Origin of the sequence: Lederbergia wuyishanensis (genome assembly GCF_022900255.1) — a bacterium.
GTDB classification, from domain to species: Bacteria; Bacillota; Bacilli; order Bacillales; family Bacillaceae_C; genus Lederbergia; species Lederbergia wuyishanensis.
In genome coordinates this window covers 157411-177463 of sequence record NZ_JALIRM010000012.1, presented here as the reverse complement: position 1 = coordinate 177463, position 20053 = coordinate 157411, and the positions used below count along the sequence as shown (strand labels likewise).

20 protein-coding genes are annotated in these 20053 nt (G+C 33.3%); all 20 read right to left on the bottom strand.

The genetic code is table 11. The features are described 5' to 3' along the window. Positions 1–4: 4 nt before the first annotated feature. Positions 5–616 carry a sugar transferase gene (locus MT489_RS16810; RefSeq protein ID WP_244682722.1) on the bottom strand — a complete coding sequence of 204 codons (612 nt, stop codon included), beginning with the start codon at positions 614–616 and terminating at the stop codon, positions 5–7. A gap of 20 nt (positions 617–636) precedes the next feature. Continuing rightward, positions 637–789, bottom strand: coding sequence for a YwzD family small protein (locus MT489_RS16805; protein WP_244682721.1), 153 nt, complete (start codon positions 787–789; stop codon positions 637–639). A gap of 38 nt (positions 790–827) precedes the next feature. Further along, complete coding sequence (gene galE, locus MT489_RS16800; protein ID WP_244682720.1) at positions 828–1862, bottom strand: UDP-glucose 4-epimerase GalE; 1035 nt, start codon at positions 1860–1862, stop codon at positions 828–830. 19 nt (positions 1863–1881) lie between these two features. After that, on the bottom strand, positions 1882–3081 hold the full coding sequence (locus MT489_RS16795; protein ID WP_244682719.1) for a glycosyltransferase: 1200 nt from the start codon (positions 3079–3081) through the stop codon (positions 1882–1884). A 16-nt stretch (positions 3082–3097) separates the two neighbouring features. Next, complete coding sequence (locus tag MT489_RS16790; RefSeq protein WP_244682718.1) at positions 3098–4222, bottom strand: glycosyltransferase family 1 protein; 1125 nt, start codon at positions 4220–4222, stop codon at positions 3098–3100. Between the two features lie 10 nt (positions 4223–4232). Next, entirely contained in the window at positions 4233–5306 is a 1074-nt protein-coding gene (locus MT489_RS16785) for an EpsG family protein (RefSeq protein WP_244682717.1), read from the bottom strand. Between the two features lie 27 nt (positions 5307–5333). After that, positions 5334–6227, bottom strand: a complete 894-nt coding sequence (locus MT489_RS16780; protein WP_244682716.1) for a glycosyltransferase family 2 protein — start codon at positions 6225–6227, stop codon at positions 5334–5336. Continuing rightward, entirely contained in the window at positions 6193–7344 is a 1152-nt protein-coding gene (locus MT489_RS16775) for a glycosyltransferase family 1 protein (RefSeq protein WP_244682715.1), read from the bottom strand. Before MT489_RS16775 ends, MT489_RS16780 begins: the two co-directional genes overlap by 35 nt. Further along, the gene (locus MT489_RS16770; protein WP_244682766.1) at positions 7329–8480 is read right to left on the bottom strand and encodes a glycosyltransferase family 4 protein; all 1152 of its coding nucleotides are present in this window, start codon (positions 8478–8480) and stop codon (positions 7329–7331) included. Before MT489_RS16770 ends, MT489_RS16775 begins: the two co-directional genes overlap by 16 nt. Before the next feature lie 2 nt (positions 8481–8482). After that, positions 8483–9361, bottom strand: coding sequence for a UTP--glucose-1-phosphate uridylyltransferase GalU (galU, locus tag MT489_RS16765; RefSeq protein WP_244682714.1), 879 nt, complete (start codon positions 9359–9361; stop codon positions 8483–8485). Positions 9362–9375: 14 nt separating this feature from the next. Beyond that, positions 9376–11208, bottom strand: coding sequence for a polysaccharide biosynthesis protein (locus MT489_RS16760; RefSeq protein WP_244682713.1), 1833 nt, complete (start codon positions 11206–11208; stop codon positions 9376–9378). A 437-nt stretch (positions 11209–11645) separates the two neighbouring features. Next, positions 11646–12308 carry a CpsD/CapB family tyrosine-protein kinase gene (locus MT489_RS16755; RefSeq protein ID WP_244682712.1) on the bottom strand — a complete coding sequence of 221 codons (663 nt, stop codon included), beginning with the start codon at positions 12306–12308 and terminating at the stop codon, positions 11646–11648. Further along, positions 12295–13035, bottom strand: a complete 741-nt coding sequence (locus MT489_RS16750) for a YveK family protein (protein ID WP_244682711.1) — start codon at positions 13033–13035, stop codon at positions 12295–12297. Before MT489_RS16750 ends, MT489_RS16755 begins: the two co-directional genes overlap by 14 nt. A gap of 115 nt (positions 13036–13150) precedes the next feature. Next, on the bottom strand, positions 13151–14947 hold the full coding sequence (locus tag MT489_RS16745) for an ABC transporter ATP-binding protein (RefSeq protein ID WP_244682710.1): 1797 nt from the start codon (positions 14945–14947) through the stop codon (positions 13151–13153). After that, on the bottom strand, positions 14944–16128 hold the full coding sequence (locus MT489_RS16740; RefSeq protein WP_244682709.1) for a nucleotidyltransferase domain-containing protein: 1185 nt from the start codon (positions 16126–16128) through the stop codon (positions 14944–14946). The genes MT489_RS16745 and MT489_RS16740 overlap by 4 nt, the downstream gene beginning before the upstream one ends. 5 nt (positions 16129–16133) lie before the next feature. Then, entirely contained in the window at positions 16134–16589 is a 456-nt protein-coding gene (locus MT489_RS16735; RefSeq protein WP_244682708.1) for a lasso peptide biosynthesis B2 protein, read from the bottom strand. 7 nt (positions 16590–16596) lie between these two features. Next, positions 16597–16875: a lasso peptide biosynthesis PqqD family chaperone gene (locus MT489_RS16730; protein WP_244682707.1), complete on the bottom strand. Its 279-nt coding sequence runs from the start codon at positions 16873–16875 to the stop codon at positions 16597–16599. Between the two features lie 3 nt (positions 16876–16878). Continuing rightward, on the bottom strand, positions 16879–17805 hold the full coding sequence (locus MT489_RS16725; protein ID WP_244682706.1) for an aldolase: 927 nt from the start codon (positions 17803–17805) through the stop codon (positions 16879–16881). A 79-nt stretch (positions 17806–17884) separates the two neighbouring features. Further along, a complete protein-coding gene (locus tag MT489_RS22245; protein WP_280518669.1) occupies positions 17885–18085 on the bottom strand; it encodes a paeninodin family lasso peptide in 201 nt (66 codons plus the stop codon). A gap of 14 nt (positions 18086–18099) precedes the next feature. Next, a complete protein-coding gene (locus MT489_RS16715; protein ID WP_244682705.1) occupies positions 18100–20052 on the bottom strand; it encodes an asparagine synthase-related protein in 1953 nt (650 codons plus the stop codon). Between the last annotated feature and the right edge of the window lies 1 nt (position 20053).

Below are 20053 nucleotides of genomic sequence, written 5' to 3'. Positions count from 1 at the left end.
TTTCTTACTGTCCCTCTTTTACCAACGATGTTGTTCCTTTGAAACCTTCCATTGTAACTTGTTCACTTTGATTAATTCCTTCCGAAGACAAAACCTTTTTTATCGTCAAAAATAATATCTTTATATCAAGAAGGAATGTTTGATTGTTGACATACCATAAATCTAATTCAAATTTCTTTTCCCAACTTATTGTATTTCGACCGTTTATTTGAGCCCATCCAGTAATACCAGGCTTAACAAGATGCCTTTTTGCTTGTTCTTCTGTATACAATGACAAATATTCCATTAAAAGAGGCCGTGGACCTACTAAACTTAACTCACCTTTTAAAACATTAATAAGTTGTGGCAGCTCATCAAGACTATATTTCCTTAAAAACTTTCCAAACGAAGTCAATCTGATTACATCCGGCTTAAGTTTTCCATCTTCATCCATTTCATCGGTCATTGTACGAAACTTATATAAATAAAATGGTTTACCATTTAAACCTGGGCGTTGTTGTTTAAAAAAAATAGGACTGCCAAGTTTCATTTTAACTAGCAGTCCAATGCAAATTATAAGTGGAAAAAATGTTATTAGCATACATACGGAACATAAAAAATCTAAGAGTCTTTTCATCTATTCACAACTCCTAGCCATTAATTTGCTATTTCTAGCAACATTATTAGTTTTGTTTCTATTTCATCCATAACATCTTCAAATAATAAGGATTCGGTTTCTTGTCCCTTTGTGTATATATCTTCCAACAATTCTCTGAATTGCTTTTGAAACTCCCCTTCACACAAACTCATCTCTATATCTTCCTCACTTTATTCCTTAGCTATATCTTTTATTTTGATAAAACTTCTTGGTTTACTGTGTATCCATTTGGATTTTTACATTGCCATCGCCAAGAGTCCATGCACATTTCTTCGATACCTTTTTCAGCAATCCACCCTAGCTCCTTCAACGCTTTAGACGGGTCTGCATAACTAATGGCAATATCTCCTTTTCGAGGTTCTGTAATTTTATATGGTATTTTGATTTTTGAAGCTTTTTCAAATGCCTCCACTATTTCTAGGACGCTATATCCTTTCCCAGTTCCAAGATTATATGCTTCCACTCCTGTCGATTTGGACACTTTTTCTAATGCTTTTAAATGGCCTTTTGCTAGATCGACTACGTGAATATAATCTCTTACACCCGTACCATCTTTTGTTGGATAATTGTTGCCAAAGATAGTAAGTTCCTCTAAGTTTCCAATCGCAACCTGAGTGATATAAGGCATTAAATTATTCGGGATTCCACTAGGAGCTTCTCCAATTAGACCACTTTCATGGGCTCCGATTGGGTTAAAATATCGTAATAATGCAATACTCCAGTCCTGATCTGATGTATAAAGATCACGTAATATGTCTTCAAGCATTTGCTTCGTTCGACCATAGGGACTCATTGCTTTTATCCGTGAGTCTTCAGAAATTGGAATACTTTCCGGTACTCCATATACGGTTGCCGATGAACTAAAAACTAGATTTTTAATATTATACTTTTTCATAACGTTACATAAATACACGGTGCCAAGTATATTACATTCATAGTATTTAAGGGGAATTTGAACCGATTCTCCTACCGCTTTTAAACCAGCAAAATGGATAACTGCATTAATATTATTTTTCTCGAACACTTTTTCAATTGTCTTTTCATCTAGTAAATCACATTGATACACTTTAAAGTCTTTACCCGTAATTTGCCTTACACGGTTGAGAGACTCAGGATGACTATTCTTGTAGTTATCAAGTACGATAATGTCATAACCTGCTTTTAATAACTCCACACATGTGTGACTTCCTATATAGCCTGCCCCTCCTGTGATTAGTACTGCCATTTTAATCTCCCCCCTTTTTTTACCCCCCGATTAATCGATACAACTTTTCAATTTCTTTTTCATTTCCATAATTACTTTTGCTTACATTTGAAATTAGTTGCCCTTTTAAGTCCAAATCGTCAATTAATCTTTGAACCCCATTTACAATACCTTCAACATTATCGGGTGTAATCAATGCATCATATTCATCCTGTGCTTGGCTTCGTGCGGTAGGAAAATTCGTAATGACTACAGGTTTTTCTAAAATTTGTGCCTCACGGACGGTTACTGCTTTTCCTTCATATCTAGAAGGCTGAACGTAAATATCACATGCTTTAATATATGGATATGGATTAACCTTCTTGCCCAATAAAAAAAATCTCTGATTTAGTCCTAAATCATTTATTGATTTATGAAGTTCATTTTCAAGCGGGCCAAATCCAATAACATACCAAGTGATGTCGTATCCCTTTGTTAACAATTCACTACATGCTTTAATTGCCCGATCAATTCCTTTTGCATGTGAGAGTCGACCAACTGTCACTATTACCGTTTTGCCGGTTGATTTTTCAATTTCTAGTGCTTCCCCACTTTTTGCTTGTTCGTGCACAATTATTGGTGAAAGAATGTTTTCAATAACAACGGTTTTTTCTCTATTATTAGGAAAGAAATTCAAAAAAGTTTCCGAACAATCTTCGGAAACTGCCACAATTTGATTTAACTGATTCCACATTCGATTTTCCAACTTTTTATTTACATGAATATTAGAATAATCTGTATGAATCCAACCAATTTTTTTCTTAGCTTTTACTTTTCGCCCTATAAAATGATGTGGCCATAGGAATCCTATGGCCACATCGTATTCTTTATGTAATTTTGGAAGAAACGCTTGAGCCATTTCCCAACCATATTGGATATTTAAATATCCAGGTTCGTCTATTTTTAATAATTTTCCTTGCATAGTGCTTAAAGTTCTAGCTAGTATTCTTGAAATCCCTATATTGTAGTGACCTTCTTCAATCGTTTCTTTAATCGATTTTCTAAATGTACTATATTGGGGAACTTCGCCTAATAAGTTTGGTCCTGGTGGTAAGAATGAAAGAAACTCACCTTCATGTTTAAAAAGCATTAAATCGACATCATACTTACTATAATCAATTGCTTGTAATAATCCGATTAAACTTCGCTCAACACCACCTACTCCCAGATCAAAGGAAGATATAAGAATATTTTTCTTCATTGTTATTAACCTCTCGTCATGTACTACCTAATCCGTATAATTTTATCCATTCATTCACATTGTCTTTAATATCAAATCCGAGATTTGAAACATTTTTAAAAATGATGTTTCTATTTGGCTTTTTAATGCTTAAAGAATGCAGCAAGCTATCACACCATTTATCTTCACTATCCTCGATTGGTAAATAGGTTACGAGCCCTAGTCCCATATCTGTAGCTTTAGGAACATTATTTGCTACTAGGCAAGGTGTTCCAGCACATTGAGCCTCCAAAAGAACAATGCCGAATCCTTCAAATTTAGATGGAAATAGAAAGATATCGAAGGTTTTCATTAATTTGGGGATATCAGATCTAACTCCTAAAAATTTCACATGCTTTTGTAAGTTTAATCGTTCCGCTTCCAATTCAATTGTATGTCTTAAAGGCCCTTCACCAACTAAGAGTACAATAAAATTAGGATCTCTCTTAATCATCTTTTTTAGCACTTTTAACAGGAATAGATGATTCTTTGATTCAGAAAAGCGTCCAATATGACCGATGATCTTAGAACTAGACGGTATAGATAATTCTTCTAGAACTCTCTCCCTGCTGTCCGTCTCAGCTTGTAAAAATTCATTAATATTAACTCCATTTTTTAGAATTTCTACTTTATTAAAATGTTTGCCGAACAAAAAAGTTGCTGCTTCTTCACTACAGCTACACAATTTTGTTGCAGAAATTTTTATTAATAATTGAAGTGCTTTTAATATTACATATCCTTTAAACCCTTTTTTCATCCAATTATTACTGTGTGAGTGACAGATTCTATGATTGATTTTGCATATTTTCGCCGCCAGAGCTGGAAAACCGCTTTGAAAATCAGTATGTGCATGTACCGCAACATATTTATTTAAAGACATAACTTTTATTAAATCTCTTAAATAGCGAATTGGTCCCGATGTTCCAAGACTAGGAATCTTATAAACATTTCCACCTAATTCGATAATTTCTTGATCAAAATCATCCGTTTTATCACTGTGAGTAATGAAATCAAATTGGACTTTTTGACGATCTAAATGTCTATAAACATTCATAATAAGTGTTTCTGCACCGCCACGATCCATCGAACTGACAACATGCAACACCCTCTTTGGTACATCCATTTATATTCTCCTAACTGCCGAAGTAATTACTTCTATACACTATATTAAGCGTCATGACATTCTCATAAAAAAAATAAAGTAAATAACAAATCACTAATGCAAAGTAGATTAGCCTTTGATCCTGTTTACGAAATAGTAATACTATCCAAGAAATTAAAATTAACTGATATAAAGTAAAGTAAATGCTAAACCTGGCAAATATCCAATTTTGGGTTGAGATAATCATAAACATAAAACCGATTAGAGCCATATTAACGATATAATCACTGCTCGGAAAAATTGTTCTTAGTTTTTCCCTTCCAAGATATGCAATGAATAAAGGCACTCCATGAACGGCAACTCTGACTATATTTGCCCCTCCCTCATCGAAATCTGAATAATGGCCATATTGAGTTTTCTCAATTGCCGCAAATAAAAATGAAGAAAAATACTCATATCCTATAACAATGATAATGGAACTACTTAATAGAATCATGGTAGTTTTCGACCAAGCTCTATATCTAACTATAAAGTAAATAGGTATTAATATTAGTGCGCTTTCATGAAACAATGATGCAAATAGAACAATTAAAATATATTTAATCCAGTTGCCTTCAATTAGAAATTTTGTTGCCGTGAACAGTATGGTAGCAGTCATTACCTGCCTTATACCATTCATTGAGACTAAATATAAACCTCCACAAATATAAACATAAATGCTTAATTCAATCATTTTTGAATATTTATATAAAACAAGAATTATTAAGATATTTGTAATTAAAGCAGCTGTAAAAATTAGTATTTGCGGATCATCAGAAAAGTTTTTCAAGAATTTTTGAAATAACCAAAAGCCAATATTTTCTTGGTTTTTCCAATCACTCCAACTGAAATCATTAATTTTAAATGCATGCTTATAAAAATAAGTATCTCCAATATTTGATCTCAGACCTGAAACCAAAACTAATACTATCATTGTGCAAAACACTAATATTTTATTAGGCTTTGATTGAACTATTGCCCCAGTAGATAATGAAGGAGTAGATGAGTATCTTGCAAAAAAAGCACATATATATACAATAGCAAGATTAAACCATAAAATAGTCATTTGCTATACCATCCTAATAAAACTAAATTAGTTAAACATAATTTTCCCTCTTGTTTTAAGTAAAATGAAACAATACAATAGTACCCCTAATGGACTTGCCAAAATAGTAATCCACTTATTTGGGGAATCTTTTAAAAAATTATTTTTCATTAACATATTGCTAGATACAAAATGGATGGCTTGCCTAAATTTAAATGAAGTAGTTGCAAAAGGTAAATTCATTAATTCCTTTCGATAAAATGCGAATCCTTTGGGATTTCTTCGATATTGCTGGAGCATATTTAGGGATGAACCATCTGGAAGATACTCTACACAACATAGAACTTCATTCATCAAGAGTAATTCAAAATTCTTATCAAGCATATAATATTTGTAATTGAGACCTACATATTTTTCATTTATAAATACTGGGTACTGATACATCTTTGTCAATTCTGTACGATATACAAGTTTTTTATCTCCAGTTACTCTATATTTATTGTAAAGGTCGAACAATGTGGAGCTTTTAATATTTGTTGGTAATTTGGTTCCAATAACTTTTCCATTAGAATATGAATCGAGACCAATTATCCCACTCACATTTTTGTTACCATTTAGTCTCCAAAAATTAACAATATTTTCAACAGCTTTTTCCGGCATGTAGTCATCAGAATCTATACAAACATTCAGTTCTGTTTGAATCATCTCATAAGCCGTATTATGCGCCCCGTGCATTCCTTTATTTTCCTGCCAATGGTAAACTATTTCAATGAGGTCCTCGTATTGCCATGATTCTACTAATTCTTTAGTCTTATCCGTTGATCCATCATCAATGATTAACCAGCTAAAATCCTTGCAAGTTTGGTTGACTAGACTTTTATAACAGACTTCTAAGCAATATGCTCGATTATATGTCGGCGTAAATATAGTTAGTATTTTCAAGTGTACTCACCTCATTACATTTAAAATAGTAGTCTGTCATATGTTTCGCTGTACTTTTAATATCAAATCCTTTATTCAAAAAAACATTTGAGTCAAACGATGCTCTTTGTATAACTGAAACCTTCTCCATTATCCTATCAACCCATATGATAGGATCATTTAAGGGGACAAAATTTATTAAATTTAAGTCTAAATCGATATCTCGAGTAATTTGATCTGAGATAATACAAGGTAATCCAGCAGCTTGAGCTTCAATTAATGAAACAGGAACACCTTCATAAAAAGATGGAAAAACAAATACATCAAGGGCTTGAAGAATTCTTTCGATATCGTTACGGATTCCGATAAATTTAACATTTTTATGTAAATTCAATTCTTTAACCCTTTTTTGAATAGAGGATTTTAATGGTCCGTCTCCAGCAAGTATTAAAATAGAATTTTGGTTGTTTTTATGAAGTTTTGCAAATACCTCAATTAATAAACGATGATTTTTTACATGTGAAAATCTTCCGACATGGCCAATTACGAAGAAATTATCTTCTATCTCTAATTCTTTTCTAACTATCTTTCTCATCTCTTTTGAAAAAGCAAACTTACTAGTATCAATGCCATTTTTTAAAACCTTGGCATTTTTATAATCTCTTGGGAATAACCATTTAGCAGCATGCTCGGAACATGCTATTAAATGAGTAGCACTTTTCTGTAATAACTTCCCTGAAAACCATTTATATAATCGTGCGATATATCCTCCTTCACTTCTTGTACTATGACTATGAGATATTCTAACTGGAATACATGCCTTTTTGGCTGCATTTAAAACAAAACCACTCATCTTATCTAGATGGGAATGAACAATTGTATATTGACTATTTTTTAAGAAAAAATGATTTAACTCCTTTTTGTATTTAAAGTGGCCAACCTCGGAAATGTATGGAATACGATGAATTCTGCCTCCCAAGCTTATTATTTCCTTATCATAGTCACCTTGCTTACATGTCAAAAAATCAAATTGAATCTTGGATCTATCTATATTTCGGTATAAATTCATGATTAAAGTTTCAGCTCCACCTCGATTCATATTGACCGCTACATGTAATACCCTTAATGGACCGCCCACTGAACTTCCTCCACCTCATTCATTACATTTTTATAAATGACTCTTTTTTCTTCCAATACATTATTCAAGCTATATTTTGAAACAATTATTTTTCTACTTTGCGCTCCAAAGCGTTTTCGAATCTCTTTATTACTTGCAAGCTGAATAATTCTATTAGCCATTTCTACTTTATTTTTTCCAACTAGCCAGCCGTTTATATTATGGGAAATGAGCTCCCGATGTCCCCGATTATCAACCGCTACAATAGGAAGTCCACAAGCCATTGCTTCCATAACATTGACTGGCAATCCCTCTCTGATGCTAGAAGCAGCTGTAATATCACTCATTTTCAACAGGAAATCGATGTCGTCGCGCTTTCCTAAGAAGTCGACTAATGCCTCAACTTCAAGTTGTTTGGTAAGCTGTTTACAATGCTCAAGCAGCGGTCCATCACCTGCAAATAATAACTTTATTTTAGGAACATGATTTTTTATTAAGGGCAGCGATTCAATTAACAATTGTTGGTTTTTATTTTTATTAAATTCAGCTGCGTAAAACAATAAAAAAGCATCATTTTGATAATGATACTGTGCTCTTAATACTGATTTATGAAATTCCAATACCGGGGCGAATCGTTCTGTATTCACTCCAACCCCGTGAATATGTTCAATTCTTTTAGCTTTTATATGTTTTTTTGCTAAGTCGAAATCCTCTTCGTTTATAGTCAATAAGCAATCCGTAAAATACGCAAGTGTTTTTTCTATTGGATAATAAAGAAACCAATTAATCAGTGGAGCACCTTTGCAAAAGTGAAACCCATGTGCAGTATAAATAACTTTTGTTCCTTGCCTTCTTGCCTTTATTGCAGCTAACCTAGTTAATACTCCACCCATTGGTGTATGACAATGTATGATATCATAATGATTTTGATTAATGATATTTTTTAATTCCTTATATGCTTTAATGTTCTGATATTTCATTGGTGATCTTTGTATAGATATATTGTATTTCTTATCTACATAAGGGATGTTAGTATATCCCGCCGCGGCAACATGTACTTCCCACCCTTGTTCCTTAAACCACTTTAAGTAAGGAATATGGAAGGAGGTAAAATGTCCATCAATTGTAGCGCAAAATAACACCTTTTTATTCATTATTTTCACCCAATTAATTGACCATCGAGCCTAGTTGTTAAGTATTCCAAAACATCTTTTCTTAAATCTTCTCTTTGTAAAGCAAATTCAATAGTCGTTTTAATAAAACCCATTTTATCTCCGACATCATACCTAGTCCCTTTAAAATCATAGGCATAGACTGCTTCATAATGATTAAGTTCTGCAATGGCATCTGTTAATTGGATTTCTCCACCAGCACCCGGCTTTTGAGTTGCCAATACTTCAAAAATTCTTGGATTTAAAATATACCTACCCATAATAGCAAGATTAGAAGGAGCTTCCTCTCTACTTGGTTTTTCAATTAAGTTATTAACATTGTAAAAACGCTCACCTATCATTTTTCCATTCACAATACCGTATCTCGAAACCTCATTTTTTGGAACGGTTTGGACTCCAAGTATAGAGGCGTTATATCTTTCATATTGTTCAATCATTTGCTTTAAACAAGGCTTTTCTGCTTGAACAATATCATCCCCAAGTAATACGGCAAATGGTTCATTTCCTACAAACTTCCGTGCACACCAGATAGCGTGACCTAAGCCCTTTGGTTCCTTTTGACGAATATAATGGATATCGACTAATTGCGAAGACCTTTGCACCTCATTTAACAGATCAAATTTCCCTTTTTCAAATAAATTTTGTTCCAGCTCAAAAGAATGATCGAAGTGGTCTTCAATGGCTCTCTTTCCTTTTCCCGTAACAATTATAATATCCTCTATTCCCGATTCGATTGCTTCTTCCACTATATATTGAATTGTAGGTTTATCTACAATTGGCAACATTTCTTTCGGCATTGCCTTTGTTGCAGGAAGAAACCTAGTACCTAGACCAGCTGCAGGAATAATCGCTTTCCTTACCTTCATCTATATTTTCCCCCTTATCCTGAAGCCTGCATAATTGGTTTTGTTAGTACTCTGACTTTTCCGTTTGCAAGGCTTATTAATGTTTCTCTTAGCATTTCATTATCTAGTATTTGATATGTTTCAATAATATCTTCAATTTCTTCCGGATATAGCCTTCCGACCCTCCCGATATAAATATTAGGATAAACTTGTTTTTCTATTACTTCTTCATCTTTTAATAATTCTTCGTAAAGTTTTTCGCCAGGTCTAATTCCTGTGAATTCAATTCCAATATCATCCACCGAGTGTCCCGATAATTTTATTAAGTTCGTTGCCAAGTCTATGATTTTTACAGGCTCTCCCATATCTAAAACAAATATCTCTCCACCTTCAGCCAACGCCCCAGCCTGAATCACTAATCTAGAAGCTTCTGGAATCGTCATAAAATAACGAACCATATCTTTATGAGTTACAGTAACTGGCCCACCTTTTTCAATTTGTTTTTTAAATAAAGGAATAACACTCCCTCGACTTCCCAACACATTGCCAAACCTAACAGCAACAAATTTTGTTTGACTTTTTCCATTCATATTTTGAATAATCATTTCCGCTAATCGTTTTGAAGCTCCCATAACACTTGTTGGATTGACTGCTTTGTCCGTTGAAATCATGACAAACGTCTTTACTCCATGCCAACTAGCAGCCTCAGCCACATTTCTCGTACCAATAATATTGTTTTTAACCGCTTCATCGGGATTCCGTTCCATTAAGGGAACATGTTTGTGTGCAGCAGCATGATATACTACATCGGGCTTATACTTATTCATGACAAACATCATTTTATTAGCATCCTGTGTATCTGCAATTTCAGTAATTATTTCAATCGGTAAATGACCAAAGTTTTCATTTAATTCCAATTGGATGGAATAAATACTATTTTCTCCATGACCTAATAGGATTAATTTTTGTGGATTAAATTGTGATATTTGCCTACAAATTTCTGAACCTATTGAACCTCCTGCTCCTGTAACCATCACAACTTTGTTAGTTATGTATTCTGAAATAATTTCAATATCTAATTCAATTGGTTCCCTTCCAAGAAGATCCTCAACTCGAACATCACGAAACTCATTTACAGCTATTTTTCCCGTAACTAAATCCTCCAATAGTGGAAGGATTTGCGTTTTAGCTTTCGTTTTTGCACACTCCAAAAAAATTGCATTTAATTTTCTCTTTGATAAAGAGGGTATTGCAATAACGATATGATCTATATTTAACTCACTTACAGCATTAGCAATTCTATTTATTCCACCAAATACCGGAATACCAAGAATGTCTAAACTATGTTTTTTGTTATCATCATCGATAAAGGCAACGGGTAAAAGGTCAGTGTCATTACTTTTTAATAATTGTCTTGCTACCATTGTTCCCGCGGACCCAGCTCCAATTATTAAAGTCCGTTTTTTGTAACCTTTCCTATTTACATAGTTATCTAGGTAAATTCTCCAACAAAATCTTGATCCTCCAATAAAAAGCATGTGAAGCAGCCAAGTAACAAACAATAATCTAAAATAAATTTCATTCATCATGGTCTTCTGCACAACTGCAGCAACGAATATCGTCAAGGTGACGACTTTAAAAATAATGATTAACTCTCCTATACTCGCATATTCCCATGCTTTTTTATACACTTTAAAAATAAGTGAAAAAATATGATGACTTAGGATGATCGCGAAACAAATGATAATAACTGGTAATTGAATTACATCAAGACTCGCATTAACTAAAAAACGTCCAAAAAATATTGCAGTCAAAACAATAAATGAATCAACAACAATAAATAAAGAAAGTCTTTGTCGATATGTCATTATAAACCCGCCTTTAATAAAATTTTAACTACCTCAAAATATTAAAGATTTTAATGATAAGGTCTTTAGTGCAAAACCTTATCATTAAAATCTTTAAATCATTTTTAAAGAAACTGCTTTATTAATAATAAATTTTTATAACCAAAACTGATTTAAGGTTAGAAAATAGTAATTTAGTACTATTTTAGGAGACCTAAGGAACTCAAGGGCATGATTGGTTGTCTACGATAAGTTCGCAAATAGATGCTATTTTCCTACCAAAATTAAAACTGGGGCATCTAACCCCTCCTCACACCATACTACTGACGACTTGCGTCTAAGGTCACGGACCCACAGCATGATCGAGTGCCTCCTTTGATATTGGCAAGGAGACATCACCGATATTCTTTTAAAACGCATTTAGCATTCTTAATAACGAACATAATTTCAAAAATTTTTTACCTCTTTTCGTTTAAAATTACACCAACTATTTTAGCTTTTGCATATTCCAAAACTTTTTTTGACTCAAATGCACTTTCTATATTGGTTTTTTCCTGCCTTACTACTAGAATGACTCCATCACTAATGTTTGCTATAATTTTTGTATCCGTCACTTCCAATAGTGAGGTTGAATCTATCAATATAAAGTCATAAAAGGAATTTATATTTTTCAAAAAGCTTTTCATTGTTTGAGATGCTAATAATTCAACAGGATTAGTTGGAATTGACCCGCTTGTTAATACATCCAATCCATCGATAACGGAAATATTTACAGCTTCTTGAAAAGTTGCCTTATCCGTTAGAATATCTGTTAATCCTAATGTATTAGGTACTTTAAAAATATTATGAATACTCGGATCCCTAAAGTTTCCATCTATTAGTAGAACCTTCTCTTTTTGCTGGGCCATTGATATAGCAAGATTGGCAGTTGTTGTAGATTTACCTTCATTTTTACCTGGAGAAGTAATAAGAAGAGTATTATTTGTCTTATCCCCAATTAGGAAGTGTATATTGGTTCTAATCATACGATATTGTTCGGAAATAATTGAATCTGGACTAGAAAAAGCAATAAGATTTCTCCTTTTATTCGACTTCGATCGTTTTCTTTTATTTAGAACCAATTGTCTCACCTCTTATAGTAAACTCCGATCTTTTACTTTTTCTTTTTTGCAAATTTTTTTTATTCATTGTTGAGATGCTACCTAAAACATGAACACCCAGTATTGTTTCAATTTCCCTTTCTGATTTTATTGAATCATCAAGTGAATCAATTAAAAATATTAAACCTAAACCAACAAGGATTCCCAAAATAAAGGCAGCAATTATTATCTTATTCCCGTTATCTACTGTAATAGGAGTCTCATTAAGTTTTGCTTCCGATAAGAATTTTACTTCCTCAAGGTCAATAATTTTAGGAACCGTGTCAATAAACACCGTGGCTGTAGTGTTGGCAATATTTACGGCCCTTTGCGGGTTTGAATCAACTACACTTATACTAACAACCTGGGAGCTATCAATACTTGAAACAGTGATTTGTGACGCCAATGAACTAGGAGACCTCTCCAAACCAAGTTCCTTTATAACTTTTTCCAAGACAATTGTATCCTTAATGATTACTTGTAAAGTTTTTCGATACTCTGCATTGGCATTAATAATAATATTTGCAGAAGTTTCGTATAATGGTATGGTTTTATTTTGTTGGCTATAGATCCAGCCAGCAATAGTAGTTATGACTGCGAGCAGCAATACTACCCACCAGCGCTTAAGAATAACTTTATAAACTTCTTTTAAATTTATTTCCTTTACAATGACTTGCTCACCATTATACATTTGATTTAAACGATTCATTTTATCACCCTTAGATATGACCTTTCCTTAATAAAGAACAAATTTTTAAATATTGCAACTCTCGTTTCCTATTTTAGTTCTTTATAAAGAACAAGTCAACACCTTTTTTACATCTTTATAAAACGGCTTCCATCTGTTTTCCAAGAAGGTTGCGAAACATGCCACTTTTTTCTCTTGCTAAATGTCCAAACTCCCCGATTTGTATTATTTCACCTTTATCCAGCACTATGACTTGATCAGCATTCCTAATGGTCGAAAGACGATGTGCAATAACAACAATTGTCATCCTGCCTTTTAATCTTTCGAGTGCTTCTTGAATCTTCGCTTCATTCTCTGTATCTAGTGAACTAGTTGCTTCATCTAATACAAGTATAGATGGCTTTCTTAAGACAGCACGTGCCAGTACTAACCTTTGCCGCTCTCCACCTGAAAGTCGAATTCCTCTATCGCCAATAAGAGTGTCTAGTTGTTGAGGGAGCTTTCTTACAAATTCATCAGCTGCTGCAAATTGCAAAGCTTCCCACATCTGATCCTCGGTTGCATCAGGATAAATCAATTGCAAATTTTCCTTTATAGTAGTATTAAATAAAAAAGGATCTTGTGGTACATAACTAACTGAACGCCTTAATGACAATAAATTATCCTTTGACAACCGAACACCATCTAGTAGTATTTCTCCTTTTTCTGGTTGGTTTAGACCCATCAATAAATCAATTAACGTACTTTTACCAGCACCAGATTTTCCGACTACAGCAGACATACGATTAGACGGAAAAAATACATTTATTCCGTTTAAAGCATAGTTATTTTCATTTGTGTTATATCGAAAAAAAACGTTCTTACATTCAATTCCATCTCTAATATTAATTGGCTGAATTGTTTGGTAATCTAATTCATAAATTTCTTTTGCATTTTTTGATTCATTTATCAATTTGATAACAGATTTTAATGCAGGTACAGTTGTGGCAATTTGTTCTAAACTAGCTTGAATCCCTGTAACCCTTGGCCATAAACGAGTAAATATAATTATAATTAACATTAATTGTGCTGCCTGTGAATTAAAAAGGTTTACAGATAAAAAGATAAAGATTGAGATCAATACAGCGGATGCCATTTTATAATAAAACTGAGAAGCTGTTTTTATTGTTATATATTCCATCTGCTCGTTATACATACGTTGAGAGATGGAGCGAAACCAATTCATACGTGATTGTTCTAATGTATTGCTTTTTATATCTTTAATCCCATTAAAATTATCTGTTATTCCCGCTAAAAAGCTTTGAGCTATTTCGGAAGTTCTACTTCCTAATTTCTGGGATCTTTTAATGAATCCCCGTGAAAACAGAGATAATACCAGCCCACTTAATAATACGAACATAGTTATTTGTGGTGACAATAACAAAGCAATACCAATTTGTATAAAGGTAAAAATAATTCCTGTTATAAATTGAAGAAACGTATTTGTTCCAGCGCTTACACGTGCCAATTCGGCCGTTATCGTATTAATAAGATCCGACTTTCTTCTTTTTATATAAAAGTCCCAATTTGCACATAGCAAATCACGATAAATTTCCAATCGCAAGTGTCGAGCGAAGCCATGCTGAATTTTAACATTTTCAATAGTTATATAACGAGTAATCAAGTTTTGAATAATATTAATCATTAGAAACATTAATAAAATAATTGTTAATCCACCAAACGTAGGGATTTGTTGAAGAAAACCGAACACCTTAGAAATATTGGAATTTCCTGTTTCAAAGTTTGCAATCCCGCTATAGCTTATGACCGGAATTAATAGTAATAACCCTATTCCGTCTAAAAAACTAATAAGAACCATACCAATCAGATTTATATGCAGTTTTTTCCCCGAATAGGCATATAATTGTTTAAAAAAATATAAAACCGGCTTCATCGCAAAATCCTCCTAAGGAGTACATAATTCTTCGTTTTTCTCCAAATCCATAAAAAAGGACGAAGAGGAAAATAAAGAAAGTGAAGTTTTTTAGGTAAAGACAATGTCTCGACATCAGTATGAAATGGATGGAGAATGCTTAAGAAGTAAACTCCTTTTTGTTGTATAGACATTAATGAAAACAAGTGATTCGAATGGTATTTTGCAATATCTTCAGGCACGGGCTCATTATGCAAATTCACCATTTGTTCCAAATAATAAATCGCCGCTTTTGCTAATTTTTTGGGGCGTTTTCTGAGTAGTGGTATAAGTTCTTCATTAATTTGTGTATTAAAAAGAGCGGATGCTAGAATAAGAGATTGCCCCCCTATATGACTACTTTGGGTTTGATTTAAAAGTTGCTTGACAAATGTCCAACTTATTTCTTTTTGCATAATCTGGTTAATATCCTGAAGCCAACGTAAACGTGACCATCCATGCCGTGCCCCATGAGTGATAAGAAAATAAAATAAGTCTTCATATCCCATATAATAGGTTGGATAGCTTGTAAGTGAACTTACTCTCTTTCTTTCCCATAATTCATCAAATGAGGGCTCTTTACTTGGAGATGGATGTAATCTCCAATGAATTTCTATTTTTGTTCCCTTCATAGGATGGAAATAAGTAAAATGATGATGCCTCCATTTCCAATCGTTTAGTACTGTTTGGATATATTCATCTTTATTGTATCCTTGTGCAATAAGCAGCTCATTTGCCTTATCTAAATCATTAATAGGTACAAGAATATCTAGATCGCCGGATGTTCTCTTTGAAATATCTCCATATAGAGTTTCAGCAAGAATAGGACCTTTTAAAAATAGGGGACGAATTTTATTTTCGGTAAACAATTTACATAGCTTTTCCATTTCTCCACTTAAATGGAGCATCCTGAATGTGTTTTGTTGATAATAAATATGTAAAGATTTAATAACTTTTTTTGGAATCCAACTATAATCCAATTTTGCTATTTTTGTATATAACAAAGGATAAAGTCGGTGATGTAATGCTAATTCAAGAAATAGATCCCAATCTGGTTTACTAAAATGTTCGTTATCAACTTCGCTCTCACTCTTAATAATTTCTAATAAAAGTTTGAGTTCATTTGGAATTTTAGACATGTTTAGTTCATGTGTTACATTCATCAACTTCACCTTCTTATTCGTTTGGCAAACATACTTACGATTGTAAATTGCTCCATACCTTCTGCCCCTGAAATATACAATGGTCCACTCCGAAGCCAAGCGTGCGCAATCATTTTTCCATCATTATCACGACCTGTACCTAAATATAGGGTACTGTCAATTCCACGTCTTTCAAGCATTTTCATCCCTGCTATCGCCTTAACAAGACATTGGCTTTCCCAAAATGTATATTTACTCGCAATATGGATAGCGTTTGAAATGTTTTTTATTGATTTATTATTTCCTTCTATCAAAAACTGAGATGTCTCTTTCATATGCTCACCTAATGAAGGTGCAATCTTATTAAATGGGAGTTTTTTTAATATTCTTGCCCAGCCTAAAAAGAAAAAAGCTTCGATTAATAGCAACAAAGTTGCTGGTTTTAATTTTAAAAAAGTCACAAGTTTTGTAAAAGCCTTCATTATTAAGTCACCTAATTTTAATTAAATCTTCTTTATATAAATCCTTCAAAAACGAGATAACCTGATCCTCACATTCTTCCTTTTCGACTTGGAAAACAAATAATAATTTTTGAATTAGTTGATTCACTTCAATTGGCTCCCTTATTAAATCCCAAATTTCTCCACCTATTTCACCTAGATTGTAATACTTTCCATTTTCGATGCTTAACATCACCTTTTCCCCGCCCATATCACTGACGATATTTCCTTCTCCTTGAACAACGATGTTATTAACAAGAACAGTCATTTTTCATTCACCCTTTTTAATTGTATTAAGTATAAGTGATGCTAAATCATTGGCTGAAAAACTATCTATTGGTCTTTGCAATCTATAAATTGGTACGTTATTTGCTATACCTGCTGTTATTTGAAAATGCCATTCTCTCAATCCTAAATCTGAAATGAAAAAGTTGCGATATGTATGATAGAACAACGTATGCAATCTTTCTAGTTTTAAAATTGGGTCTATAATTATTTCGTCGTGATTTGTTTTGATTAATTCAAATACTCCGGCCAATGGAAGTGCTTCTGTTGAAAATTTCGAGGATACTGGAATAGCAAACTTTGATTCCCTCTCAATAATTGGCCGATAATCAGTTGAGGTCATCCCAAAAGCATCTAAGCTTTCCTGCCAAAGTTTTTGTTGCGGATAAGCTGGAGTAACAATAGGAAATCCCTTTTGTGAAATAGTTACCGGAATCACGTCGTCACTTAATAATTGGTAACCCTTATTTAATAATGAAGAAGCAAGAGTCGATTTACCTGCACCTGAATCTCCTACTATTGCATAGGCTTTCCCATTAATTGCGATGGCACTTCCGTGTAATGGAAGGATTTTTCTTTGCAGCAAAATAGCCCCCATGCATGTTCCCAATAAATAAAGTCTTATTTGGTCCTCATGTGCACCAATTGAAGGTGAAACATAGATATTTTTACCGTTCTCTATTAAATAAATTGCGACATTTGGGACATGAAATAATACACTATTTTTTTTCACGCTAAAATACCGATTAGGTTTTGAAGATTGTTCCCAAAGATCAAATAGATCTCGGTATTCTATGACAATATCAACATTATCAATAGAATCAGAAACGATTGATAGCTCTGGTAATGGAACTTCACTTATAATATTTAATCCGAAAGCCTTATTTATAATCATTTTTAATGTAGTAGCCATATTTACCTCCAGGCTTTTAAATAAAGCCCCTATACTATTTGTATAGGGTATAAGGGCATGTTCGTTTTCTAAATCTGTATTAGCTATCTAACGGACCGGTTCCACCGCCTCCGCCTCCGCCGCCACCTTTATCTGTGCAACTAGCATTTGATCTACCAGGATGGGTTTCATGCTTTCCTTCAGATACATCGAAACAATCCGCATTCGCATTTCCTGGTCCATTCATCGTCATACTAATATCAAGAACTTCCAGAACTGGCATTTTCCATTTTCTGCTCATAAATTCACCTCCCCTCAGTTAAACCTTTTTAAAAATCGATAAATAATTAGACTCCGTGATAAGATTTTAAAATCATCACTCCATACTAGTTCTGGGATAGGTTCTTTCCCGAGATTGGATAGAGAATTCCTTATTACATTTACATCCAAAATCTCGCTAAGTAATGAGTCCTTTATAAGCTCTTGTATCTCCTTGTGGAATTCACCCCAGCTAGATTTCATACGATGAATCGTATCTGCTGCTTGAATTCCGCGAATATGATGGTTTAACCTTACTTTATCAGGGAGGATATTTTTAGTTGCCCTTCTTAAAAAAGATCTCTCCATTCCATCTTTTGCATATTGTTCCTCTGGGAGAGATAAGCAAAATTGAATTACACGTAAATCATTGGTAGGATCACGATCCCAAACGGCATTACGTAAAGATAGCTTCGTAGTAGCAGTTCCACTCTTATTCCAAACGTAGAGTTTGTCATAGTATTTTCTTCTATAGTCATTTAAATCCCCCTTAAAACTACCAGTGATACCAATATCACCTTCACGTGTCCTTTCATATATATTGTTTTTTTCTGCAAAGGTTGGATTGATGAAATTAGGAAAATGATAATTGGATTCATGGCTTTTCTCAAACAATGCCATTAAATTTGGAAATGCATATTTGGCAATAGTAGGTAAGATTTTGCGCCTACCAGTTGGAAAGTTCTCACAGTACCTACTCATTTCTAAGTTTAGTTTTAATAACTTTAACCTTTTTAATAAGGAGGCGTAGTATTCATAATTTAATCGTTCAGAGCCCCATGAAATCGAGTGATTGCCTCTAGATCCATTTAAAACGATTTTTACGCCATCTTTACTTGCCTGTTCACTAATTCCCTTTAACCAATAGGCGTTTTCAAAAAATTTATAAGGCATTTCCATTATTTCTAGAAAATCGTCTATATCCATAAACGGGTTTTTATCTTCAAAATTTAAATAATGAGCTTTAATATTTCCAACGTAATTAACCGTCTCCTTGATATATGGCTTTTCATTAGCAATATAATGTTTAGGAGTCCAATCTATAAAATTATCATGTGGTATATAACTATATGTATATAATTCTTTATTTTCTTCCTTAAGGGACTTTGCAGCAAAACTAACTACTGAACCTGAGTCTAGTCCTCCACTTAAATGTGAGCCAACTTTTCCGTATGTACGTATTTTTTCGTTAACTGCTTTACCGAAAACCTCATGAAATGCTTCATAATATTCGTCGTCAGATTTTAAGTTTAAAGTCTTTATTTCTGGTAAACTCCAATATCTATTAAGTGATACTTTACTATTCTTTATTAAGATTGTATGTGCTGGAGGTAATTGATAAATATCTTTATAGACTGTATGATGCATATCTACATTTTCAATAATTGTTGGTATAACGATAAATTCAGCTAACCAATTTTCATTTAATTGCTTTTTAATAAATGGCAAGTTGAATAATGGCTCAATCAGTGTGCAGAAAGCAAAGCAAGAATCATCCTTGTAATAATAAAGAGTCCTTGCACCTGAAAAGTCTCTTGCCCCAAAGAGTGCTTGCCTTCTGACATCCCAAATCATAAATGCAAAATCACCAATTAAATATTTAGGACAATCCTCGCCCCATTTTAGGTAGGATTCCAAGATTAATTCACTATCTGTCATGGTTTTTCTTTGAGAATGATGTATTTGCAATCTATCAAATAATTCATCGCGATTATCAATAATCGCATCTGATGTAATGACGAGTTGTGATTCACTTTCATAAAACGGCAGTGTTTCGTTAACAGATTCTGGAGTAATCCATTGGACATGGCAACTGAGGAAAATTTTATCATTTTTCCATGTTCCTTTTTGATTGGAGGGAAATTGGTCGAAGGACTTCATTAAACTTTCGCCTGAGTAAGGATGAGATTGGTCATTATTAAACTGAAAGATTCCTGCTATTGCACTCATT